At 73.6% G+C, this 22,002-nt stretch carries 25 protein-coding genes and 1 other RNA gene; 14 read left to right on the top strand and 12 right to left on the bottom strand.

Translation table 11 applies throughout. The features are described 5' to 3' along the window. Positions 1–2 precede the first annotated feature (2 nt). Positions 3–1,148 carry a bifunctional RNase H/acid phosphatase gene (locus OG871_RS12305; RefSeq protein WP_371496780.1) on the top strand — a complete coding sequence of 382 codons (1,146 nt, stop codon included), beginning with the start codon at positions 3–5 and terminating at the stop codon, positions 1,146–1,148. 84 nt (positions 1,149–1,232) lie between these two features. On the opposite strand, the gene yaaA is transcribed toward OG871_RS12305, so the two are convergent. Both yaaA and OG871_RS12295 read right to left on the bottom strand, forming a co-directional pair. Beyond that, positions 1,233–2,030, bottom strand: a complete 798-nt coding sequence (yaaA, locus tag OG871_RS12300) for a peroxide stress protein YaaA (protein WP_371503285.1) — start codon at positions 2,028–2,030, stop codon at positions 1,233–1,235. A gap of 42 nt (positions 2,031–2,072) precedes the next feature. Continuing rightward, positions 2,073–2,522, bottom strand: coding sequence for a DUF3995 domain-containing protein (locus tag OG871_RS12295; protein ID WP_371496779.1), 450 nt, complete (start codon positions 2,520–2,522; stop codon positions 2,073–2,075). A gap of 79 nt (positions 2,523–2,601) precedes the next feature. Here OG871_RS12295 and OG871_RS12290 point away from each other — a divergent pair, with 79 nt between their 5' ends. From OG871_RS12290 to rnpB, 3 genes are all read left to right on the top strand, one after another. Next, positions 2,602–4,047 (top strand): RNB domain-containing ribonuclease, encoded by a 1,446-nt coding sequence (locus OG871_RS12290; protein ID WP_371496778.1) that lies wholly within the window; start codon positions 2,602–2,604, stop codon positions 4,045–4,047. A 38-nt stretch (positions 4,048–4,085) separates the two neighbouring features. Further along, on the top strand, positions 4,086–5,552 hold the full coding sequence (locus tag OG871_RS12285) for an MFS transporter (RefSeq protein WP_371496777.1): 1,467 nt from the start codon (positions 4,086–4,088) through the stop codon (positions 5,550–5,552). A gap of 13 nt (positions 5,553–5,565) precedes the next feature. Further along, an RNA gene (rnpB, locus tag OG871_RS12280) (RNase P RNA component class A) lies at positions 5,566–5,968 on the top strand. A 177-nt stretch (positions 5,969–6,145) separates the two neighbouring features. Here rnpB and OG871_RS12275 read toward each other — a convergent pair. The 3 genes from OG871_RS12275 to OG871_RS12265 all read right to left on the bottom strand — a co-directional run bounded on the left by OG871_RS12275 (position 6,146) and on the right by OG871_RS12265 (position 7,646). Further along, positions 6,146–6,502: a hypothetical protein gene (locus OG871_RS12275; protein ID WP_371496776.1), complete on the bottom strand. Its 357-nt coding sequence runs from the start codon at positions 6,500–6,502 to the stop codon at positions 6,146–6,148. 241 nt (positions 6,503–6,743) lie between these two features. Continuing rightward, positions 6,744–7,103, bottom strand: a complete 360-nt coding sequence (locus OG871_RS12270) for a hypothetical protein (protein ID WP_371496775.1) — start codon at positions 7,101–7,103, stop codon at positions 6,744–6,746. 15 nt (positions 7,104–7,118) lie between these two features. Continuing rightward, a complete protein-coding gene (locus OG871_RS12265; protein ID WP_371496774.1) occupies positions 7,119–7,646 on the bottom strand; it encodes a hypothetical protein in 528 nt (175 codons plus the stop codon). A 972-nt stretch (positions 7,647–8,618) separates the two neighbouring features. Here OG871_RS12265 and OG871_RS12260 point away from each other — a divergent pair. From OG871_RS12260 to OG871_RS12235, 6 genes are all read left to right on the top strand, one after another. Then, positions 8,619–9,161 carry a hypothetical protein gene (locus OG871_RS12260; protein ID WP_371496773.1) on the top strand — a complete coding sequence of 181 codons (543 nt, stop codon included), beginning with the start codon at positions 8,619–8,621 and terminating at the stop codon, positions 9,159–9,161. Positions 9,162–9,192: 31 nt separating this feature from the next. Further along, positions 9,193–9,753 (top strand): DUF6529 family protein, encoded by a 561-nt coding sequence (locus tag OG871_RS12255; protein ID WP_371496772.1) that lies wholly within the window; start codon positions 9,193–9,195, stop codon positions 9,751–9,753. 555 nt (positions 9,754–10,308) lie between these two features. Next, complete coding sequence (locus OG871_RS12250; protein ID WP_371496771.1) at positions 10,309–10,668, top strand: helix-turn-helix domain-containing protein; 360 nt, start codon at positions 10,309–10,311, stop codon at positions 10,666–10,668. Between the two features lie 95 nt (positions 10,669–10,763). Then, positions 10,764–11,231 (top strand): hypothetical protein, encoded by a 468-nt coding sequence (locus OG871_RS12245; RefSeq protein ID WP_371496770.1) that lies wholly within the window; start codon positions 10,764–10,766, stop codon positions 11,229–11,231. After that, positions 11,224–12,465, top strand: coding sequence for an MAB_1171c family putative transporter (locus OG871_RS12240; protein WP_371496769.1), 1,242 nt, complete (start codon positions 11,224–11,226; stop codon positions 12,463–12,465). The genes OG871_RS12245 and OG871_RS12240 overlap by 8 nt, the downstream gene beginning before the upstream one ends. Next, positions 12,462–13,178 (top strand): oxygenase MpaB family protein, encoded by a 717-nt coding sequence (locus OG871_RS12235; protein WP_371496768.1) that lies wholly within the window; start codon positions 12,462–12,464, stop codon positions 13,176–13,178. The genes OG871_RS12240 and OG871_RS12235 overlap by 4 nt, the downstream gene beginning before the upstream one ends. A gap of 34 nt (positions 13,179–13,212) precedes the next feature. On the opposite strand, the gene OG871_RS12230 is transcribed toward OG871_RS12235, so the two are convergent. Both OG871_RS12230 and OG871_RS12225 read right to left on the bottom strand, forming a co-directional pair. Then, positions 13,213–13,842, bottom strand: a complete 630-nt coding sequence (locus tag OG871_RS12230; protein WP_371496767.1) for a response regulator — start codon at positions 13,840–13,842, stop codon at positions 13,213–13,215. Beyond that, entirely contained in the window at positions 13,839–15,053 is a 1,215-nt protein-coding gene (locus OG871_RS12225; RefSeq protein ID WP_371496766.1) for a sensor histidine kinase, read from the bottom strand. The genes OG871_RS12230 and OG871_RS12225 overlap by 4 nt, the downstream gene beginning before the upstream one ends. A 239-nt stretch (positions 15,054–15,292) precedes the next feature. Here OG871_RS12225 and OG871_RS12220 point away from each other — a divergent pair, with 239 nt between their 5' ends. Further along, complete coding sequence (locus OG871_RS12220) at positions 15,293–15,844, top strand: heme-binding protein (protein WP_371496765.1); 552 nt, start codon at positions 15,293–15,295, stop codon at positions 15,842–15,844. A gap of 169 nt (positions 15,845–16,013) precedes the next feature. On the opposite strand, the gene OG871_RS12215 is transcribed toward OG871_RS12220, so the two are convergent. After that, positions 16,014–16,454 (bottom strand): hypothetical protein, encoded by a 441-nt coding sequence (locus tag OG871_RS12215; RefSeq protein WP_371496764.1) that lies wholly within the window; start codon positions 16,452–16,454, stop codon positions 16,014–16,016. A 228-nt stretch (positions 16,455–16,682) separates the two neighbouring features. Further along, a complete protein-coding gene (locus OG871_RS12210) occupies positions 16,683–17,081 on the bottom strand; it encodes an ACT domain-containing protein (protein ID WP_371496763.1) in 399 nt (132 codons plus the stop codon). 200 nt (positions 17,082–17,281) lie between these two features. Here OG871_RS12210 and OG871_RS12205 point away from each other — a divergent pair, with 200 nt between their 5' ends. Beyond that, positions 17,282–17,914, top strand: a complete 633-nt coding sequence (locus OG871_RS12205; RefSeq protein ID WP_371496762.1) for a PadR family transcriptional regulator — start codon at positions 17,282–17,284, stop codon at positions 17,912–17,914. A gap of 51 nt (positions 17,915–17,965) precedes the next feature. Here the strand turns inward: OG871_RS12205 and OG871_RS12200 are convergent, their stop codons facing one another. Further along, positions 17,966–18,250: a hypothetical protein gene (locus tag OG871_RS12200; RefSeq protein ID WP_371496761.1), complete on the bottom strand. Its 285-nt coding sequence runs from the start codon at positions 18,248–18,250 to the stop codon at positions 17,966–17,968. Positions 18,251–18,646: 396 nt separating this feature from the next. Here OG871_RS12200 and OG871_RS12195 point away from each other — a divergent pair, with 396 nt between their 5' ends. After that, positions 18,647–19,345: a bifunctional DNA primase/polymerase gene (locus tag OG871_RS12195; protein WP_371496760.1), complete on the top strand. Its 699-nt coding sequence runs from the start codon at positions 18,647–18,649 to the stop codon at positions 19,343–19,345. Between the two features lie 63 nt (positions 19,346–19,408). On the opposite strand, the gene map is transcribed toward OG871_RS12195, so the two are convergent. After that, a complete protein-coding gene (gene map, locus OG871_RS12190; protein ID WP_371496759.1) occupies positions 19,409–20,254 on the bottom strand; it encodes a type I methionyl aminopeptidase in 846 nt (281 codons plus the stop codon). 115 nt (positions 20,255–20,369) lie between these two features. Between map and OG871_RS12185 the strand changes: the two genes are divergently transcribed. After that, complete coding sequence (locus tag OG871_RS12185; RefSeq protein WP_371496758.1) at positions 20,370–20,600, top strand: hypothetical protein; 231 nt, start codon at positions 20,370–20,372, stop codon at positions 20,598–20,600. A gap of 36 nt (positions 20,601–20,636) precedes the next feature. Here the strand turns inward: OG871_RS12185 and OG871_RS12180 are convergent, their stop codons facing one another. Continuing rightward, complete coding sequence (locus tag OG871_RS12180) at positions 20,637–21,965, bottom strand: MFS transporter (RefSeq protein ID WP_371496757.1); 1,329 nt, start codon at positions 21,963–21,965, stop codon at positions 20,637–20,639. Positions 21,966–22,002: the final 37 nt, after the last annotated feature.

The raw sequence follows: 22,002 nt of genomic DNA, 5'->3' as shown, positions 1-22,002 counted from the left end.
CGGTGGCCCCCCGCAGACTGGTCGTGGAGGCCGACGGCGGCTCCCGGGGCAACCCGGGGCCGGCCGGCTACGGCGCGGTCGTCCGCGACGGCGACACCGGTCAGATCATCGCCGAGGCGGCCGAGTTCATCGGGCGGGCCACCAACAACGTCGCCGAGTACAAGGGTCTGATCGCCGGCCTGCGGGCCGCCCGCGAGCTCGATCCGGAAGCCACCGTGGACGTCCGGATGGACTCCAAGCTGGTGGTCGAGCAGATGTCCGGGCGCTGGAAGATCAAGCACCCGGACATGCAGCCGCTGGCCGCCGAGGCCCGCACCGTCCTGCCGCGCGGCCGGGTCACGTACCGCTGGATCCCGCGCGAGCAGAACAAGGACGCCGACCGGCTGGCCAACGAGGCCATGGACGCGGGCCAGGCCGGCCGCCCCTGGGAGCCCAAGGCCCGCCCGGCGGCGGCGCCTCCCGCCCAGGAGCCGCTCGCCGAGCCCGCCGCCCCCAAGGCCGGCTGGGCCGCGCCCGCCGACCTCGGCACGCCGACCACCTTCGTCCTGCTCCGGCACGGCGAGACGGCGCTCACCCCGCAGAAGCGGTTCTCCGGCAGCGGCGGCAGCGATCCGGAGCTCTCCGAGAAGGGCCGCTGGCAGGCCGAGCGGGCCGCCGAGGCGCTGGCCGCGCGCGGCACCGTGCAGGCCGTGGTCAGCTCCCCGATGCGGCGCACCCGGCAGACCGCCGAGGCCGTCGCGGCCCGGCTCGGCCTGGAGGTCCGGATCGAGGAGGGTCTGCGCGAGCTGGACTTCGGCGACTGGGAGGGGATGACCTTCGCCGAGGTGCAGCAGAAGTACCCGGAGGACCTCGACGCCTGGCTCGGCTCCGCCAAGGCCAGGCCCACCGGCAGCGCCGAGAGTTTCACCAACCTGACCCACCGGGCCGGCGTCGCCCGGGACAAGATCATCGCCCGGTACGCCGGGAAGACGGTACTGGTGGTCTCGCACGTCAGCCCGATCAAGACCCTGGTCCGGCTGGCGCTCGGCGCCCCGCCCGACTCGGTCTACCGGATGGAGCTGTCGGCCGCCTCGCTGTGCGCCGTCCAGTACTACGCGGACGGCAACGCCTCGGTCCGGCTGCTCAACGACACCGGGCACCTGCGCTGACGGCGGCCGGCCGGCCGTGAGCCGCCGCCGACGAAGCCGACGACGACGAAGGGCCGGGCAGCCGCCCGGCCCTTCGCGTTCCGGTCAGTGGATGTCCGTGACCACGACGTCCAGCTGCCAGGGCTTGCGCGTGGTGCCCTGCGCGGACACCTCCACCCGGTAGCCGAGACCGGCCAGCGCGTCCACCAGCTCGCCCGGCGACGCGGGCTGCGCGCCCGCCGTCAGCAGGTCCCGCACCAGCCGGCCCTTGGTCGCCTTGTTGAAGTGGCTGACCACCGAGCGCTTGAGCACCCCGTCCACCTCGCGCTCCTGCAGCACCCGCACGGTCGCCGTCCGCGCCACCACCTCGCCGGCCGGTTTCCACGCCGCCGCGTACGCCGAGCTGCGCAGGTCCAGCACCAGCCCGTCCGCGACGGCGGGGAGCGCCTCGGCCATCGCGCCCCGCCAGTACGCCCCGAGCGCCCCCAGCGGCGCCAGCTTCACGCCCATCGAACACCGGTACGGCGGGATCCGGTCGCCGATCCGCACCGCGCCCCACAGACCCGAGAACACCAGCAGCGAGCGCTCGGCCAGCGCGTACGCGTCCTCGTCCAGCTTGGCCAGCGCGAGGTTGTCGAACAGCACCCCGGTGTACACCTCGCCCGCCGGCAGCGCCCCGGCCACGGGCAGCGCGGCGTTGCGCGCCACCTCGCCGCGCAGCCCCGGGCTCAGCCCGAGCACCTCGCGAGCCCGCTCCTCGTCGCCCGAGCACAGCCCGACCAGCGCGTCCAGTACCGCCCGCCGGGCCCCGGTCAGCCCCGGCAGCGACAGCGACTCCAGCGCGACCGGCGCCCCGGCCACGGAAGCGGCCTTCCCCTCCGACGGCGGCAGCAGGACCAGCACGGTGACACCCCTCAACAGTTTGTGGCAGCGAACCCCGCCACTCTACGCGGACCCGCCCCGCCCCCGGGCGGCCACCAGCGCCGCCCCCGCGCCGAGCGCCACGCACAGCGGCGAGTAGTAGCGCCGGTCCAGCCGCACGAAGCGCTCCGAGCGCGCGATCCGCCCGCTGCCGAACAGCACCGGCCCGCCCACCCCGCGCGCCAGCAGCGCCCCGGCGGTGGTCACGCTGCCCGCCTTCGCCAGCCAGGCCGGGCCGACCGCCGGCAGGACCCCGGCCCGCGCGCCCACCGCAGCGGCCGCCACGCCCAGCAGGCCCGCCACCCCGGCGCACATCGCCGGCGTCGGCACGTGTTCCTCGCCCACCCCGATCACCGCGTCCGCGAACTCCGCCCGGGAACCCAACGGCCACGGCGAGCGCATCCACACCGCGTGCAGTACCCCCGTCGCCGCCAGCGCGGCCGACACCGCGACACCCGTCGCCTTCACCACCATGGTCAATCCCCCTTCGCCACAACCACCTTACGGGCCGCTCCGACGCGCCCAGCGGCCCGGTCGGCCGTACGCTGCGACCATGCCGCGTCGACACCTGAGGGTCCGAGCCGCCGAAACCGCCCGGATCAACACCGAACTCGCCGAGCTGCGCAGACGGTTGGAGATCCGCACCGAATGGCCCGCCGATGTCCTGGCCGAGGCCGAACGGACGGCCTCGCTGCCCCGGCTGCCCGAGCTCGACGCCACCGACCTGGAACTCTTCACCCTCGACCCGCCCGGCTCGCTCGACCTCGACCAGGCCATGCACCTCGCCCGGCGCGGCAGCGGCTACCGGGTCCACTACGCGATCGCCGACGTCGCCGCCTTCGTCACGCCCGGCGGAGCCGTCGACACCGAGGCCCACCGCCGGATCCAGACCCTCTACTTCCCCGACGGCAACGTCCCGCTGCACCCCGCCCGGCTCTCCGAGGGCGCCGCCAGCCTCCTTCCCGGCGAACTGCGGCCCGCCCTGCTCTGGCAGCTCGACCTCGACGCCGACGGCGCCGTCCTGCTCGCCGACGTCCGCCGCGCCCAGGTCCGCTCCCGCCGCCGGCTCGACTACGCCGGCGTCCAGCGCGCGGTCGACTCCGGCGCCGCCGACCGACAGCTCGACCTACTCGCCGAGATCGGCAGGCTCCGCGAGGCCCGGGAACAGGCCAGGGGAGGCGTCAGCCTGCCGCTGCCCGAACAGGAGGTGGAGACCGACGACGGCGGCTACCGGCTCGCCTACCGCGCCCCCCGTCCCGCCGACGGCTGGAACGCCCAGATCTCGCTGCTCACCGGCATGGCCGCCGCCGACCTCATGCTGGACGCCGGCGTCGGCCTGCTGCGCACCCTCCCGGCCGCCCCCGAATCCGCGTACGCCCGGCTCCGCCGGGTCGCCCGCGCCCTGCACGTCGACTGGCCCGACCGGATGCCCTACCCCGAGCTGATCCGCTCGCTCGACCCGGCCAGGACCGCCGACGCGGCCTTCCTCAACGAGTGCACCGGGCTGCTGCGCGGCGCCGGCTACCGGGCCTTCGACGCCGCCCGGGGCACCCGCCCGCCCGCCGACCCGGGGCACGCCGCGCTCGCCGCGCCGTACGCCCACTGCACCGCCCCGCTGCGGCGGCTGGGCGACCGCTACGCCCAGGAGATCTGTGCGGCGGTCGCGGGCGGCGCCGATGTCCCCGGCTGGGTGCAGGAGGCACTGGCGGGCGTCCCCGGGCTGATGGAGAGCGGCGACCGGCGGGCCCGGGAGGTCGAACGAGCCTGCGTCGACCTGGTCGAGGCCGAGCTGCTGCGCGGCCGGGTCGGCGAGGACTTCGAGGCCGTCGTCATCGACATCGACGAGCGCAGGCCAGGGACGGGCACCGTGCAGTTGCGCGACCCGGCGGTGGTGGCCAGGTGCGAGGGCGGCGGGCAGCTCCCGCTCGGCGAGCGGATCAGGGTCCGGCTCACCACGGCGGACCCGGTCACCCGCACGGTCCGCTTCGCCCCGGCCTGAGAACGGCGGCGGCCCGGCGCCGGTGCGATGATCGGGCCGTGAGCGAACCGAACCCCGCGCCGGACCGACGCCGCCGCCTGCTGATCCTCGCGATCTGCTGTCTGAGCCTGTTCATCGTCGGTCTCGACAACACGGTGGTGAACGTCGCGCTGCCGGCGATCCAGAAGGATCTGGACGCGTCCGCCTCCGGGCTCCAGTGGATCATCGACGCGTACACCCTGGTACTCGCCTCGCTGCTGATGCTGTCCGGATCCGTCGCCGACCGGATCGGCCGGCGCCGGATCTTCCTGCTCGGCCTGGTGCTGTTCTCCCTCGGCTCCCTGCTGTGCAGCCTGGCGCCCGGCCTGGACTGGCTGATCGCGTTCCGTGCGCTGCAGGCCGTCGGCGGGTCGATGCTGAACCCGGTCGCCATGAGCATCATCACCAACACGTTCACCGAACCGCGCGAGCGGGCCCAGGCGATCGGGGTGTGGGGCGGCGTGGTCGGGATCAGCATGGCGCTCGGGCCGCTGATCGGCGGCGTCCTGGTCGAGACCGCGGGGTGGCAGTCGATCTTCCTGATCAACGTCCCGGTCGGCCTCGCCGCCGCCGCGCTGACCCGGCGGTACGTCCCGGAGTCGCGGGCGCCGAAGCCGCGCCGGTTCGACCCGGTCGGGCAGCTGCTGATGGTGCTGCTGCTCGGCGCCGGCACCGCCGCGATCATCGAGGGCCCGGGGTACGGCTGGACCTCGCCCGGGATCCTGCTGCTCGGCGCCGTCGCGCTCGCCGCGCTGGTGCTGTTCCCGCTCTGGGAGCGCCGGGTCGCCCAGCCGCTGATCGACCCGCGGTTCTTCCACAGCGTGCCGTTCACCGGAGCGACCGTGAGCGCGGTCTGCGCGTTCGCCGCGCTCGGCGGCTTCCTCTTCCTCAACACCCTCTACCTGCAGGACGTCCGCGGCTACAGCCCGGTCGAAGCCGGTCTGTGGACGCTGCCGATGGCCGGGCTCACGCTGGTCGCCGCACCCGTGTCCGGACGGATCGTCGGACGGCGCGGGCCCCGGCTGCCCCTGGTCGTCGCCGGCGCGACCATGGCGGCCAGCGGGGTGCTGCTCACCCGGCTGGCCGTCGACTCCCCGGCGAGCCTGCTGATCACCGCGTACGCACTCTTCGGGGTCGGCTTCGGCCTGGTCAACGCGCCGATCACCAACGCGGCGGTCTCCGGCATGCCGGACGCCCAGGCCGGCGTGGCCGCCGCCGTCGCCTCCACCAGCCGGCAGGTCGGACAGGCCCTCGGCGTCGCCGTCCTCGGCACCGTGGTCACCGCGGCGGCCGCGTCCACCTCCGCCGGGTTCACCGAGGCCACCCACGCCGGCTGGTGGATCATGGCCGGCCTCGGCCTGACCGTCCTGGTGCTCGGGGTGATCTCCACCACCCCCTGGGCCGCCCGCACCGCAGCCGAGGTGGCCGCCCGCCTCGACCCCCCGCGGGTACCCGTCCAGGGCAGCCGCAGCGAACCGCTACGATGACCAGTACGGCGGACGAGCCGGCCGGGCGGCCGCGTCGGGCACCTTCGGGGGCCCGCCGAGGAACGTCCGGGCTCCACAGAGCAGGGTGGTGGGTAACGCCCACCCGGGGTGACCCGCGGGACAGTGCCACAGAAAACAGACCGCCTGCGGCCTCGGCCACAGGTAAGGGTGAAACGGTGGTGTAAGAGACCACCAGCGACCGAGGTGACTCGGCCGGCTAGGTAAACCCCACTCGGAGCAAGGTCAAGATCGGCACCCTCGGGTGCCGTGCGCGGATGACCGAGGGCTGCTCGCCCGAGTCCGCGGGTAGACCGCACGAGGCTGTCGGCAACGGCAGCCCTAGATGGATGGCCGCCTCCCCGGGCCGCGCAAGCACCCCGGGAGACAGAACCCGGCGTATAAGGCCGACTCGTCCGTCGCCTGGCTGAGGAAGGCCCTCTGATCTGCATAATCGCAGGTCAGGGGGCTTTTCTGTGTCCGCCTGAGCTGTATCTGGTTGCTCACTCTTCGTGTCTGTTCCGGCCTGTTTCCGGGTGCGCTGTGGCGATCGTGTGGAAGTGGGGACGGCACGGGCGAGCCGCAGCGCGCGGCTTCTACCCTCGGGGGAAGTGTGAATAGCGGTCGTACCCAGGGTCGCCGGGGTGCCAGATGTCCACGATCTGGTCGCCGGGGATGTCGGCGGTGTAGTGGAAGGTGACGCCGTTGCCATCGAGGCCGAGGTGGATGCCGATGAAGTCGAAGATCAGTTCCCGGCCGGGCACGCTGGCAGCCGGGTCGGTGACGTCGATGCCTGCGACGACCACCGCCGGGCGGCCCAGGCTGCGTACGTGCGCGTAGTCGACGCCCTCCCAGACGGGACCGAACTGCTGGACCTCACCGGCCTTGAGCGCCCGGCCGGCACGCTCGACCAGAAAGTCTTCCGCCAGGGTCAGCAGTCCACGAGTCCGCACGTCCTCGGCCTCGTGGTCGAGAAGCCGAGTTGTCGATGTCCACTCTCGTGTGAGGTCACGCGTCAGGCGTACCGGATCGGTGGTCGAGCGTGCATCCGATTTTGCGCGCCGAAGGGGACGGTCCAGTCCCACTTTTTGGACAACCGTCCTATGTTGATCAGCTTGCATACGAGGAAGCCCCCGGCCGCTGAGCGGGGGCTTCCGCGTTGCTCCGAGGGCATCGCCAGGCACGATCAACCCATCAGGAGGCGGTCTGCTCGATGCGCTCGAAGATGTCCGCGTCGGTCTTCTGCTGCCACTCGGGCAACGCGTCCCAGTCAGCGACGTAGCCGGCCTTTGGGTTCTCGATGTGCTTGTGGATCTGTGCGATCCAGCAGGTCGCGACAAAGCGGCCCTTCTGCTCGCGGCTGAGCTTGGCCGTGTTGCCTGCGCTTACCTGAACGAAGGCCAGTACCTGGCCGTAGACGGCGGCGGCACACTGTCGCTCCCACTCCGGGGTCTCATCCCACGGCGCGATGTAGCCGCGCTTCGGCTCGCCGGGGTAGTGCTTCGTCACGCCCGCGATCCACGCCTCGCGGAAGATCCGGCCCTCGTCCGACATGCAGTCGCTCCTTCGTCAGGCGGCGCTCGACAGCGCCGAAATCTGCTGGTGCAGCTCCGAGGCTCGCCCATCGCCCATGAGCGGGACAAGACGGGCCTGGAGACCCTCCAGCTTCTTGCCGATGTAGCCCGAGCCCGTCTGGCCGGCCAGCTCCGGCACGGTCTGCGCCTCGCGCTGGAGGAAGAAGACCTTCGCCCCGCGACGGTCCGCGACTCGCAACAGATCCCAGCCCTGGGCCTCCTGGTAGTAGCGGGACAGCTGTTCCTGGCCGGTCCCGCGCCGCACCCACTTGAGGCCCTGTTCGGCGGCGCGGTTCATGGACCACCAGGCGATCAGTCGGCCGAGCCGGTGCGGGTTCGGGGCGGTGAATGTCGTCGCGAGGAACAGCGTCGGCTCAGTGCGTTCCTCCTCCGTGAACGCCCACTGCGGCAGGGCCTCGTTCCCGAAGTGCGACGTGCAGCCGACGACGCCTTCGGTCTCGTGCTCCAGCACCCACACCGGAAAGGCCGGGTTGCCGGCTTGCGAACCGTACTCGTCCGCCATGTCCGCGCACTCGCCCAGCCCTCGCGCGGACAACCACGCAGACCGGGCTCGCACCAGTGCTGCGATTGCCTCGGCGTCCTTGGCTGTTGCCTCATACATCCGATACACCAGGACTCTCCCTTCGGCACACCCAGCCAAGAGCCTAGGGCCCCAGGCGTGACCGACACGCCGGAGACGACATGGAGACCACTGTCTGGGCACTGCCGCCAGCGCCAGATGCGACTGGTGGACAGGAGATGGAGCCGGTCGACGCAACTTGAAGGTGTCCTCTGCCGCACGCCAGCGCTTCGCCCTGGGCCTTTTCAAGCGCCTCGTCCAGTGCAGTGACGCCGAGCGCTAGCGACGTGGTGAGCTCCACGTCCGAGCCTTCGACCGATGCCACAGACCGGGCGTCACGGCCCTCCTGGATGATCTCCCGTACGTCGTCCTCCAACGGTAGGTCATGGTCTGCCAAGTAGGCGGCGTGCCCTACCCGGTAGAGCGTCCGGTTGAGGTCTCGGCGGAGCTACGGAAGGTCGGCGCCTTGGCAGTGATCGAGCGGCACCCGTAGGTGCCGGTCGCCAACCATGGTGCCGAGGTTGACGATGCCGAGGGCGAACCAGCCCGTGCGGGCCAGGCGGCTGGTTTGGTCACGCGGAGACCGTACGGGCTTGAGGTACATCCCTGTCAGGGAAATGTACGAGCTCCATCCCGGCCGCGTCGGCCGGCTCAGCGCCCCGGATCAGTCCGACGCTCGACAGGCCGAGCGCCTGCGCGGCGGCGGCGGTGGCCCGCAGACGGGTCGAGTGAGCCCGCCGAAGGTCAGTAGCCGGGTGTATCCCTGGCCCTGTACCCGGGCGGCTCTCCCCGGGGCGCTGCGATCGACCATTCGGGCCAACGGAGTCCCCCGCTGCGCCGACACTGCGGGCGCGGACAGTGGACAACGCGTTAAGGCCGGTCACTAGTGGAGGAACGCCACCCGAAGGAGCACCCATGCGGCACCCCTCCCTGGCGGCCACCGCGGCCGCCGTCGCGCTGCTCGCCGCCGTCTGCAACGGCTGCTCGAGCAGCAAGAGCTCGACGAGCACCAGCTCCGCCCCCGCGACCGCGTCCGCCTCGCAGAGCGCATACGCCAGCGCGTCCGGCTCGGCCGGCACCACCGCGGGCGCGGCCGCCGTGAAGGTCGCCGCCACCGGCGGCGAACTGGGCTCCATCCTGGTCGACGGCCAGGGAAGGACGCTCTACCTCTTCGAGGCCGACACCTCGTCGCAGTCCACCTGCTCCGACGCCTGCGCGGCCGCCTGGCCGCCGTTCACCACGACCGGGGCAGCGACCGCCGGCGACGGTGCCACGGCCGGTCTGCTGGGCACCACCAAGCGCCCGGACGGCGCCACCCAGGTCACCTACAACGGCCACCCGCTCTACTACTACGCAGGCGACGCCAAGCCCGGTGACACCACGGGCCAGGACCTCAACCAGTTCGGCGCGAGCTGGTACGTGCTCAACGCGGCCGGCGCGAAGGTCGAGCCCAGCTGACCCCGACCGGCCCAAGACGAAGGACACCTCGATGTACCCCGCCGAGCGGCCCAGGCTGCGGCAGGCCCGCGCCCTCTGGGCCCTGCTCCCGATCGCGGTCACGGCCGGCCTGTACTGGTTCGGCCGTGCCCACTCCCCTGACTACACCAGTGGCCTGTTCGGGCAGTACGGCGACGACGCCAACCGGTTGAAGGCCCAGCTGGGCAGCGCCCTGGAGGGGCTGGCGCTGGTGCAGGTGGCGCTCGCCCTGTGGATGTACCGCCGTCTGCCGGGTGCGGGTGCCGCCCCTCGCCCGGTGCGCACCGTTCACCGGGCCGTCGGGCTGGCCGCCTTCCTGCTCTCGCTGCCCATCGCCTACCACTGCATCACCGCCTACGGCGTCGAGTTGTCCGACAGCCGGGTCGCGGTGCACTCGGTCACGGGCTGTGTCCTGTACGGCGCCTTCGCGGCGAAGGTGATCGTGGTCCGCCACCGCCGGCTGCCGGGCTGGGCCCTGCCGGTCGCGGGCGCGTTCCTCGTCTGCGCGATCACGCTGACCTGGTACTCGGCCGCGCTTTGGTTCCTGGACGGCCACCACGCCCCCGGGCTGTGACGCCGTGGAGTGTGGTCGCGGCAGGTCCGGCGGGGGGACGCCGGGGTCGTGGGCGAGCTGGGCGCGTTCCGGGCGCGACTGCTCACCGCTGGAGATGTCCTGCGGGCCGCGGCCGGAAGGGTCCCGGCCCCCGGCCCGCTCGATCGTGACCGTCCGGGAGCCGTCGTCGGTGCGTCGGTTGTCGAGTGGGCCGGGCCGTCCGTCGTGTGCGGGGTGCCGAGCGCCGTTGCCCACCCCCGTGGGGCAGCGGCGCCCGGGGCTCGGTAGCGGGGAGGCCCGGGGCACACGGGTGTGCTGAGTGAGCCCGGCCCAGGCTCTTGATCCTGCACCGGCCGTGAAAATGTGTCAACTATCGTTGATTGCCCGGGCGGTCTCCGGCGGGAGAATCGTACGGTTTGTCGGTTTGGTCCGCAACGATCGTGCAGATCAGTACAGAAGTCGGATTCTGGCGGCGCGTCAGGCCGTTCTATGATCCGCCATATGTCCACGGAAACTTCACCCCCGGAATCGCCCGACCCCCCGGAGTTCTCGGCGCGCTTCCGGAGACTCATCGCGGTGATCTACCCCAAGGATCTCGGCCGTCCCTGGCGCGACTCGGAGATCGCCGAGGGGACCGGCCTGAGCGGCACCTACATCGGCAACCTCCGCAAGGGCACCCAGAAGCCGAGCCTGGAGAACGCGGTCAAGATCGCCAAGTTCTTCGGGGTCCCGCTGGACTACTTCAGTGACTCCGCCACCGCCCAGGCCGTCGAGCGGGACCTGCGGAAGATCGAGGCGCTGCGCGACTCCCGGGTGGAGCGGATCGCGATGCGGGCCGCCGGGCTGCCGCCCGAGATGCAGGACGCCGCGCTCACTATTGTGGAACAGCTGCGCAGGGCGGCCGGCCTCCGCGACGACGGCAACCCCGTGGCGTGACCGACTACCTGGAGATGCCGCTGGGGCACTGGCGGCGGCCGGAGGGGGAGCAGCACGTGCAGGCTGTAGGACGTACCCGTCGCCGGATGCGCGCCATGGCGAGAGCGCTGGACCTGCCCCCGCTGAGCACGGTCGAGGAGCTCTGCGCGGCGGTTGCCGACCGTTCCGGGCGCCCGGTCCGGCTGACGCCCCGGCGGATGCGGGTGGGGGAGCCGTCCGGCTTCGTCGAGCGCCGGGCCGACGCCGACGTGATCCACTTCGAGCAGGAGACCTCCGGGCTGCACCAGGCGCACATCATCTGCCACGAGCTCGCCCACCTGCTCTGCGGCCACCTCGCGGAGGTCCCGCCGCCGGATGAGGAGGCGGCCCGGGTCGAACTCCCGACCATCGACCCGGACATGCTCCGGCTGGTCCTCGGCCGCTCGCACTACGACGACGCGGCCGAGCAGGAGGCCGAGGTGCTGGGCGCCGAGCTGATGCGGATCCTGGTGCTCGCGCCCGGCGCCGGGACCACCTCCCAGCTGGCACCGGCCCTCGAACACCGCCGGGGCCAGCATGTCTGACCTGCCGTTCGACGTCGGCTACCTGGTCATCGGCTCGGCGGCCTGGGTGGTGGCGGCCCTGAAGATCCGGGCCTGGCGGCGCGAGCCGTCCCGTGGACTGCTCGTGGTGGCCCTGGCGATCGCCTCGCCCGCGACCGCGTTCCTGATGGCCGCCCCGGTCCTGTACGGGCTGATCGACCGGGCCACCGGCGTCGGCAACCTCGCGACCCTGCTGGTCTACCTCGCCATCACGGGGTTCTCCGCCGCCGCCGTGGTGCTCGCCCTGATCTGGACCCCGCCGGCCGAACGCGCCGGGGTGGTGGTGTGGGACGCGGCCCCGGCCGCGACCTGGCGCCGGGCGCGCCGCCGGCTCGCGGTCTTCGCTGTCCTCGGTCCGACGATGGCCGGGCTGTTCCTGCTGGGCGGTCCGTACCGCCCGGAGACGCCGCTGACCTTCGACACCACGTACGCGACGACACCGGCCACCGCCCTGTTCCTCGCGCTCTACCAGGGCCTGTTCGCGTTCGCCCTGCTCGACATCGGCCGGGTCTGCCTGGGCCACGCCGCCCGGCTGCCGACCGGCTGGCTGCGCCGCGGCATCCGGCTGATCGCCTTCGGCGCCCGCACCGCCTGCGGGTACGTGCTGTGCAAGATCGTGGCGATCGGCGCGACGGCGGCCGGCGTGGCCGGGCTGGACTGGCTGAGCACCGGTCTCGGCCCGGTCTTCGCCGCCGTCGGCGCGGTGCTCATCACGGCCGGCTTCGCCGGCCCGGCCGGCGCCGCCTTCCTGCGCCGCCGCCGTGACTACCGCGCCCTGCGCCCGCTGTGGGACCTCGTCTACCGGGCGGACCGCCGCCTCGCCCTGGAGGCCCCCGCCTCGCGCCGGACCGAGCGCCTCGCCGTCCGCGACCTGGAGTGGCGTACCGCTCGGCGCGGACTGGAGATCCGGGACGGGCAGTTGACGCTGCGTCCGTGGGTGGACCCGGCCGTCCTGGCCGCCGCCGACGGTGTCGCCGACCGGGCCGGCCTGGACGCGGCGGAGCGTGCGGCGCTGACCGTGGCGGTGGCCCTGCGGTCCGCGGTGGCGGCCCTCGCCGCCGGGGCGCCGCCGAGGGCGCGCGAGGACCAGGCGGTCCTGCCCGGCCTGGACGCGGCGCCGGCCGAGGAACGAGCGCACCTGGTGCGGGTCGCCCGCCGCCTGCACGGCCCGCTCACCGGCGAGGCGCTGGCCGACGCGGCGGGGGTGACCCGGTGACCGCACCCGCCGGCGCGCGCGACCCCTACGCACAACTCGTCCTGGAGACGATGCCGGAGGAGTCGCGGGTGGGCCTCACCCTGGGGTTCGTCCGGACGTTCGCGGTGCCCGAGATCGCGGCCGTGCTGCACGGAACCGGCCGGATGACCGGCGAGCCGAAGGCGCGGGCGAAGGCCACCGGGGCGGCCATGTTCGCCCTGATCGGCCACGGCCCGGACAGCGCGCAGGGGCGGCGGGTCGTCGCCGAGCTGCGCCGCGTCCACGACCGGCCGGGCATCACCGCCGAGTTGATGCACTACGTACTGGCCTGCTTCACCGTCTGCCCGCTGCGGTTCGTCGACGCGCACGGTCCACGGGCGGTCACCGCAGCGGAACGGGAGGCCGCGTACACCTTCCACCGGGAGCTGGCGGACGCCCTCGCGCTGGACCCGCCCGACGGCGAACTGCCCGGCCTGGAAGCCTGGATGTCGGAGTTCGAGCGCCGCAGCTTCGCCCCCAGCGAGCCCGGCCGGGCACTGTGGGAGGCGACCGGCGGCCTGCTGGCGTCCCGACTCCCGGGCCCGCTGGCCCGGTTGGCCCCGGCGGTGGCCGCCTCGCTGCTGGACGAGCCGCTGCGGACGGCCTTCGGGGTGCGCCGCCCGTCCGCGCCGGTCCGGGCGCTGGTGGGCGGTGCGCTGCGGGTACGCGCCCGGGCCCGCCGCAACGCCGCCTGAGCTGCGGTGGGCCCGCCGCGATCGGCTGGCGGGTTCAGCGCAGCAGACGCCGCTCCTTGGCGGTGGCGACGGCGCCCGCGCGGGTGTCGACGCCGAGCTTCGCGTAGATCCGTCCCAGGTGGGTCTTGACGGTCGCCTCGCTGATGAACAGCGCGCGGGCGATCTCGCGGTTGCCGTGGCCCTGGGCGAGTTGGGCCAGGATGTCGTGCTCGCGGTCGGTGAGCTGGGGTGCGGGGGCGCGCATCTGCGCCATCACCCGGGTGGCCACCGGCGGGGAGAGGGCGGTGCGGCCCTGCGCGGCGGCGTGGATGGCGGCGAACAGCTCCTCCGGCCGCTCGGCCTTGAGCAGGTAGCCGGTGGCGCCGGCGGCGATCGCCCGGGTGATGTCCGCGTCGGTGTCGTAGGTGGTGAGCACCAGGACCCGGGTGGCGGAGGAGGCCGCGGTGATCCGGCGGGTGGCCTCGATGCCGTCGATGCCCTCGCCGAGCTGCAGGTCCATCAGCACCACGTCCGGCCGCAGCCGGGCGGCCAGCGTGATCGCCTCCTCGCCGCTGCCGGCCTCGCCGGCCACCTCGATACCGGGAGCGCTGGCCAGCAGCGCCAGCAGCCCGGCCCGGACCACCGCATGGTCGTCGCACACCACCAGCCGGACGGTCGCGTTCACCGCTGCTCCCCGGAGGTCGACAGCGGGATCGAGGCGGAGACCACGGTGCCCTCGCCGGGGCCGCTCTCCACGGTCAGGGTGCCGCCGAGCTGACGCAGCCTGGCCCGCATCGCGGGCAGCCCGTGGCCGCGCCCCCCGCCGGGCCCCGGGGGGCTCTCGGGGGCGAAACCCCGGCCGTCGTCGGCGATGTCCAGGACGGCCTGGTCGCCGAGGTACGAGAGGGTGAGCGCGGCCGTGCGGGCGCCGGCGTGCTCGCGGACGTTGGCCAGCGCGCCCTGGGCGATCCGCAGCAGCGCGGCCTGGGCGGCGGCGGGCAGCGGCGCCGGAACACCGTCGACGTGGCAGCGCACCGGGCGGCCGCCCTCGGCGCTCTCCCGTTCGGCGAGGGCCCGCAGGGCGGCGTCCAGGGTGCCGCCGTCGGCGAGCTCGGCGGGGGCGAGGTCGTGGACGAAGCGGCGGGCCTCGGCGAGGTTGCGGGCGGTGATGGCGGTGGCGGTGCGGACGTGGCCGCGTGCGGTCTCCCGGTCCTGTTCCCAGGTGCGGTCGGCGGCCTGGAGCAGCATCTGCTGGCTGGACAGGCCCTGGGCGAGGGTGTCGTGGATCTCCATGGCGAGCCGTTCGCGTTCGGCGAGGGCGCCCTCGCGGCGTCCGGTGGCGGCCAGTTCGCGGCGGGTGCTGATCAGGTCGTCGATCAGGGCGCGCTGGCGGGTGGCCTGGCGTTCCATGTACAGGAAGACGGCCGTGGCCAGTCCGGCCACGGTGGGGGGCAGCAGCGGCAGGGTCGGGTCGAAGCCGTCGGCCAGCTGGAGTTCGGCGACCACGACCAGCGTGGTCATCGCCGCGACCACCGGGATCGCGGCCCCGGTGGGCAGGGCGCGCAGCACGGTGTAGATCAGCGGGATGGCGCACCAGGCGAAGCTGGGCGCCAGCAGGACGAGCACCGCCCAGCTGGCGAGCACCGCGAGCAGGCCGGCCAGTTCGGCGGGGCGGGGGCCGGGCCCGGGGCGGCCGGGGCGGCGGGTGGGCAGCAGCAGGTGAGCGACGGCCAGCGCGAGGCCGAGGGCGATCACCCAGGGGGTGCGCGGGGTGTACCAGTGATGGGCCAGGTAGCGGGTGAGCGAGGCGGTGAGCAGCAGCAGGAAGGCGACCCGCATCACCGTGGCCAGCCACCCCGCGTCGGGGTCGCCGGCCGGGGCTCCGGTGTCGTCCACGTGCTCTCCTCGCCTGCTGTGCCGGCCCGGCGGGCAACGCCGCCGACCAGCTCTTCTCCTCGCATGGTGGCCCGCCGGGCGGCCCCGCGCATCAACCGATCGGCTGACCCCGTTGTCCTCCATGATGCCTGCGGGCTCGGGCCGGTCCGCCGATCCACGGGTCCGGTCGGCGGCCGGAGGATCGAGGCAGAGCGGGAGCCGGTGCGGCTTTCGCAGCCGATTCGAGCAGGAGCCGAAGCATGAAGAAGATGAGCCCCCGGTCCCGTGTCCTGACCGGTGCCGTCGCGGTGGCCGCGCTGGCCGCCGGCACGCTGGGCGCCGTGTCGGCGAGCGCCGAGACGAACCAGGCGCCCGCCGCCGTCAGGGCGGACGTCTCGGACCGGAACCTCACCGAGTCCACCGGTCTGACCGTCGAGGCGGCGACCAGGGCCGCGCAGGCCGCGCTGGACGCCGCCCAGAAGAACGGCCAGCACGTCTCGGTGGCCGTGGTGGACCGCAACGGTGTGACCCGGGTGCTGCTCAAGGGCGACGGCGCCGGCCCGCAGTCGCCGGAGTCGGCCGAGCGCAAGGCGTTCACCGCGGTGTCCTGGAACGCGCCGACCTCCGAGCTGGTCAGGCGCCTCGCCACCACGCCGAACCTGAAGGACATCCCGGGCACCCTCTTCCTCGGCGGCGGCGCCCCGGTGCAGGCCAAGGGTGCCCCGATCGCGGCCGTCGGCGTGGCGGGCGCGCCCAGCGGCGACCTGGACGAGCAGTTCGCCCAGGCGGGGGTCGCGGCCCTCGGCAAGTAGCCGGCGGTCGGTGCGGCGGGGCCCGCCCGGCCCCGCCGTCCGGACGCCCGGAGCGGACCGGCATCGGCCGGCGGCCGGTGACGAGCAGCCGGGCGGCGTGCCTGCTCAGCCCGATCCTTGGGCGGTCATGCCCCAGCACCTCCGGGCCCGGCGGGCGGGACGGCCGTGCTCAGGCGAGCGGATCCGTCCGGTAGACGCACAGCGCCCAGATCACGAACACGTCGAGGGTCAGCACCACCACCGACCACAGCGGGTAGTACGGCAGCGAGAGGAAGCTGCCGAGCATGCTCAGCGACGCGAAGAAGATGCCCGCGTACCGCGCCCAGGCGGAGGCGCGCAGCAGCGCGAGGCCGGTCACCAGCACCAGCAGGCCGAGGATCAGGTGGATCCAGCCCCAGCTGGTCAGGTCCAGCCGGAACACGTACCGGGGGGTGGAGACGAAGACGTCGTCGTCGGCGATGGCCATGATCCCCTGGAAGATCTCCAGGATGCCGTTGACCATCATCACCACCGCTGCGAACAGCACCAGCCCGGTCACCCAGGCGGTGTTGCCGCTCTCCTGAGGCCTGTTCGCCGGCGGTGGAACGGTCGGACCGGTCGCAGTGCTCATGACTCCTCCTTGCCGTGCCGGACTGTCACCCGACCTTCGGCCCGGCCCGGCCGGGCGTGCAATCGGACGGGGCCGTCCGGGTGACACCCCCGCGGCGGCGCCGGATCGCCGACGGCCGGCCCGGTGGGTCCACCGGCCGGGGACCGGCTCCCACCGGCGTTGCGGCCGGGGCCGAGCGGGGCAGCCGGCGGTCACCCCGGCCCGGTGCACCGAACCGCCGCCGTGGGCTCAGGACTGACGGGCCGCCAGTTCTCGGAGGGCGGCCACGGCCCGGTCCGCCTCGTCGGCGCCGACGAACAGGTGGTCGTGGTGGAAGCCGGCCACCACGTTGCAGCTGATGCCCCGGTCGGCGAGGTGGCCGGCCACGGCCGCGGTGAGGCCGACGGCGTTCAGCGCGGAGTGGATCTGCAGGGTGATCCAGGCGGCCACGTAGTCGTACGGCAGGCCCAGCGCGTCGGCCTCCTCCTGCGCCACCACGACCGTGGGGCCCTCGGCCTCGACGACCGTGACGACCGGGCGCAGTCCGGTGGGGACCTTGCCGGGGAGGGTGCAGTAGACGTAGCGGCCCGGGTTGAGCACCGGGCGCATCCCGCCGAGCAGCTTCTGGAGATCGCGTTCGCCTGCCATGCGGCCACCGTAGTGCGTACGGCCGGTGCGGCGGCGGACGCGGCGCGGCCCGCCCAAGGCGCGCCGTCTCGGTGGCCGCTCGAAAGCCGTTGTCATCCGACAGTCAGCGATATATCGTTGAGTTATCGAGATGCCTCGCTCGGAGGTGTCCGGGAACGGGAGGTGGTGCGCTCATGCGCCCAGGAATGCGGACACGCGGTATGGGTCGCCGGGGACGGCGGCCGGAGTTCGCGGAGTCGTTCGGGGAGGGCTTCGAGGGCCGTCCGGCCTTCGGGCCGTTCGGTGGCCCGGGTGGGCCGGGGCCGTTCGGCCCGGGCCCGTTCGGCCCGGGGCCCGGCTTCGGCGGGCACGGCCGGGGCGGCCACGGCCGCGGTGGCGGCCGGCGCGGCGGCCGGGCGCGGCGCGGGGACGTCCGAGCCTCGCTGCTGGCCCTGCTGAAGGAACGGCCGATGCACGGCTACGAGATGATCACCGAGATCGGTGAGCGGACCGGCGGGGCCTGGCGCCCCAGCCCGGGCTCGGTCTACCCGACCCTCCAGCTGCTGGAGGAGCAGGGCATGATCCAGGCTCGGGAGGTCTCCGGGAAGCGGCTGTTCGACCTGACCGAGGCCGGCCGGGCCGAGGCGGAGGCCGGCGACGAGTCGCCGTGGGCCGAGGCGAGCCGCGGGATCGACTGGGAGGCCGTGCAGGAGGTCGGCGAGGCGATGGCCGCCGTCAACCACGCCGTGCGCCAGGTCATGACGACCGGCAGCGACGTCCAGCGGGCCCAGGGCCTGGCGGTCCTCGCCGAGGCGAAGAAGAAGCTGTACCTGATCCTCGCCGAGGAGGGCTGAGCGAGAGGTGGGCGAGGGGTGGACGAGTGGTGGGCGAGCGGTGAGCCGGGCCTACGGCCGGGTGCCGGCCGGCCTGCCGGACCACGGCAGCCGGCCGGCCCAGCCGCCCGCGGCACCGGCGTCGCCCTCGGGGTCGTACTCGTAGCGCCAGCGCCACCGGCCCTTGGTGTCGTACTCCTTGGCGCGGCGGTAGACCAGCGTGGCCGGGGGGAGGTCGCTGTGCGCGGGCACCGGTACCCGGTAGACCCTGCCGACGTTGTGGAACGGGTTCAGCAGGATCGGCAGCACCCTGCCGTCCAGCGGCCCGCCGACGAATTCGGTGTCCTTGCTCTTCACGTCGTCCAGGGTACGTGCGGGTCGGGCGGCTCCCGTGCCGGTAAGGAGCGGGCCATGTGCAGCAGATGTGACCGGCGCAGCACGTCCCCCGGTCATCCGGACGGTCCCGGCACCCTTATCCTGCTCTGTACGCCTCCGGGGTTCACCCGGGTCCGCGGGCCCCGTACGGGCCGGGCCGGGCGCTTCCGCGCCTGCCCGCCGAGCCGCAACTCTCGTTTCTCCGTACCGTGACCCCGGCGTCGGCCGCCCGGCGATCCCGGCACGCGGCCGATGGCAGACGTACCGCACGGTGCCCGCCCGGGAAGCCCCGGGCGCGATCCGGTGTTGCGTCGGATGTTGCGTCGGTCGCTGTGTCACACCAGGCACAGCAGGTCACAGCAGTGCGGAAGGGGCCCGATGGAAGCCAGCAGCAGGTGGACAACCTGGTGGCGGCGTGACCGGCAGCAGGAGCGCCAGGTCACGGGTGGGGACGCGGCGACCCGGTTGGATCTGCTGCTGGGTGCGGTGCGGGCGGGTTTCCCGCTGGCACCTGCGGCGCACCCCGCCGGCCACCGATGTTCCTGCGACCGGGTCGGCTGTCCCGCGCCCGCGCAGCACCCGGTGTCCTTCGCCTGGCAGTCCCAGGCGACCACCGATCCGGAGCAGCTGGCCCGCTGGCTCTCCCGGGATCCGCAGGCGAACTTCATCACCGCGACCGGCCGCGCCCACGACGTCCTCGACGTGCCGGCCGAGGCCGGCACGCTGGCGCTGGAGCGGCTGGACGAGCTCGGTATCGGCGGCCCGGTCGCCGTGGTCGGCGAGGACCGCTACCTCTTCTTCACCGCCACCCGCGGCACCCCCGCCGACGAGGACGAGTGGTGGACCAGCGCGCTGGACTCCACCCCCGACACCATGTCCGAGCACCCGGGCCTGCGCTGGCACTGCCGCGGCTCGTACACCCTGCTGCCGCCCGCCGCGCTGCTGGACGGCACCCAGGTGCGCTGGGTGCGCGGCCCCGAGCAGTCGCTGCCGGACCCGCTGCGGGTCCTGGACGTGCTCACCGACGCCTGCACCGAGGTCGGCGCCGTCGCCGAGGAGCAGTGGCTGATCGGCTGACGCCGAGGACGTACGAGAGAGGGCCGCCCCGTCCGGGGCGGCCCTCTCTCGGTGTGCCGGGTGCTACGGGAGGGTGAGGATCTCCGCGCCGTCCGCCGTGACGACCAGGGTGTGCTCGAACTGGGCGGTGCGCCTGCGGTCCTTGGTGACGACTGTCCAGCCGTCGGCCCAGACCTCGTAGTCGTAGGTGCCCAGGGTCAGCATCGGCTCGATGGTGAAGGTCATTCCGGGCCGGATCACCTCGGTCGCCCGCTCGCTGTCGTAGTGCGGGATGATCAGGCCGGAGTGGAACGAGGTGTTGATCCCGTGGCCGGTGAAGTCGCGGACCACGCCGTAGTCGAAGCGCTTGGCGTAGGACTCGATGACCCGCCCGATGATGTTCACCTGGCGGCCCGGCTTGACGGCCTTGATCGCCCGGTTCAGCGACTCGCGGGTGCGCTCGACCAGGAGCTTGGACTCCTCGTCCACGTTGCCGCACAGGTAGGTCGCGTTCAGGTCGCCGTGCACCCCGTGGATGAAGGCGGTGGCGTCGATGTTGACGATGTCGCCGTCCTGAAGGACCGTCGAGTCCGGGATGCCGTGGCAGATCACCTCGTTGACGGAGGTGCAGATCGACTTGGGGAAGCCCCGGTAGCCGAGGTCCGAGGGGTAGGCGCCGTGGTCGCACATGTACTCGTGCGCGACCACGTCCAGTGCGTCCGTGGTGATCCCGGGCTCGATCAGCTTGGCGGCCTCCTCCATCGCCCGGGCGGCGATCTGCCCGGCGATCCGCATCTTCTCGATCGTCTCCGAGGTCTGCACCTCCGGCCCGGTGTACGGGGTCGGCGCGGGCCGGCCGACGTACTCCGGGCGCGCGATGTGCGCGGGGACCTTGCGGGTGGGGGACACGATGCCGGGTACCAGAGCCATGACGGCGAGTCTATCGGCCGTACCCGGCCGGTACCCCGGCCGTGTGTGCGGGCCGGGGCACCGGGAATGATCAGTACGGCCGTCAGGCCGGGACGACGGGAACGGGAGGCGCACGATGGCGTTGGGATTCGGCCGCAAGGGCACAGGCAGGCCGGGGGAGTGGTTCTACTGCATCAAGCACCACAAGGTGGAGGAGGGCCCGGAGTGCCCGGCCAAGGACCGGCTCGGCCCGTACGCGAGTCGCGAGGAGGCCGGGCACGCGCTGGAGACCGCCGCCGAGCGCAACCGCGAGTGGAAGAACGACCCGCGCTGGCAGGACGACGCCCCCGCGGACGGGCAGACCTGACCCCGTCCGGAGCCGCCGCCGCGCCGGCCCCGGCGGTCACGCCGCCGGGGCTGCCTCCCGGGCTGCCTCCCGGGCCTCGTGCTCGGCCCGCACGGCGGCCGCGTGCGCGTCGGTGCGGTCGTCGTAGGCGAGCAGCCGGGGCAGGGCCGCGGTGAGCGCGACCACACCGGCCACACAGGCCAGGCCGCCGATCCAGATCGAGCCGCGCACACCGACCAGGCCCGCCATGCCGCCGGCCCTGACCTGGCCGAGCTGCGGACCGACCGAGTAGCTGAGCAGTTCGACGCCGGCCATCCGGCCGCGCACCGCGTCCGGGATGGACTGGTTCCACATGGTCGAGCGGGCGGTGCCGGAGATCTGGTCCGCACCGCCGGCCAGGGCCAGGCAGAGCAGCACCAACCAGATGTTCGGGGCGACGCCGGCCAGCGCCATCGCCGCACCCCAGCCGAGGGCGGCGAGCACCAGCATCCGGCCGTGCCGGTGGATGCGCGAGGTCCAGCCGCTGGTCGCGGAGACCGCCAGGGCGCCGACGGCGGTCGCGCCGTACATCAGGCCGAGCGCCCGGTCGGCGTGCAGCTCCGAGGCGAAGAACGGGTAGATCGCCACCGGGAAGGCGAACAGCATCGCGCAGGTATCGATCACGTAGGTACCCAGCAGGTCCTTGCGGCTCCAGGCGTACCTCACCCCGGTGACGATCGCCCGCACCGACGGCTTCTCGGCGCCGCTGGGCGGCGGCACGGCCCGCATCCGGGCGAGCAGCAGCAGCGAGACGACGAAGGTGGCCACGTCCAGGGCGAACGCCGTCTGCACGCCGGCGGTCGCCACGATGATGCCGGCCAGCGCCGGGCCGGCCACCGAACCGACGTTGCGGTACAGCGAGTTGAGCGCGAACGCGGCGGTCAGCTGGTCGTGCGCGACGATCCGCGGGGTGAGCGAGTCCAGGGCCGGCCGCTGGAGACCGTCGAGCGCCGCGACCAGGGCGGCGACCAGGTAGATCGGCCAGAGCAGCGGGTTCGGCAGCAGGGCGTTCAGCAGCAGCACCCCGGTCAGCAGGGCCAGGCCCGCCTCGGCGGAGAGCACCAGCTTCCGCCGGTCCAGCGCGTCGGCGAGCGCGCCGCCCCACAGCCCGAAGACGATCAGCGGCACCAGCTCGAAGGCGCCCACCAGGCCGACCGCGAACGAGGAGCCGGTGAGTGCCTTGATCTGCAGCGGCACGGCGACGTACGTCAGGAAGCTGCCGAACGAGGTGATGCACCCCGAGCTCCACAGCAGTCGGAAGTCCCGTGAGGAGCGCCAGGGCGCGAGATCGGGCAGCAGACTCCGGGCACGGGGGACCGGTGGGGAGGCCTGGTCTGGGGAGGTCACAGACCGAGAGCATCGACCCGGCCGGGTACGGGAGGCA

This window comes from Kitasatospora sp. NBC_00374 (assembly GCF_041434935.1).
Classification (GTDB): domain Bacteria; phylum Actinomycetota; class Actinomycetes; order Streptomycetales; family Streptomycetaceae; genus Kitasatospora.
The sequence above is the reverse complement of the archived record's forward strand: the minus strand, read 5'-3'. Positions and strand labels throughout refer to the sequence as shown.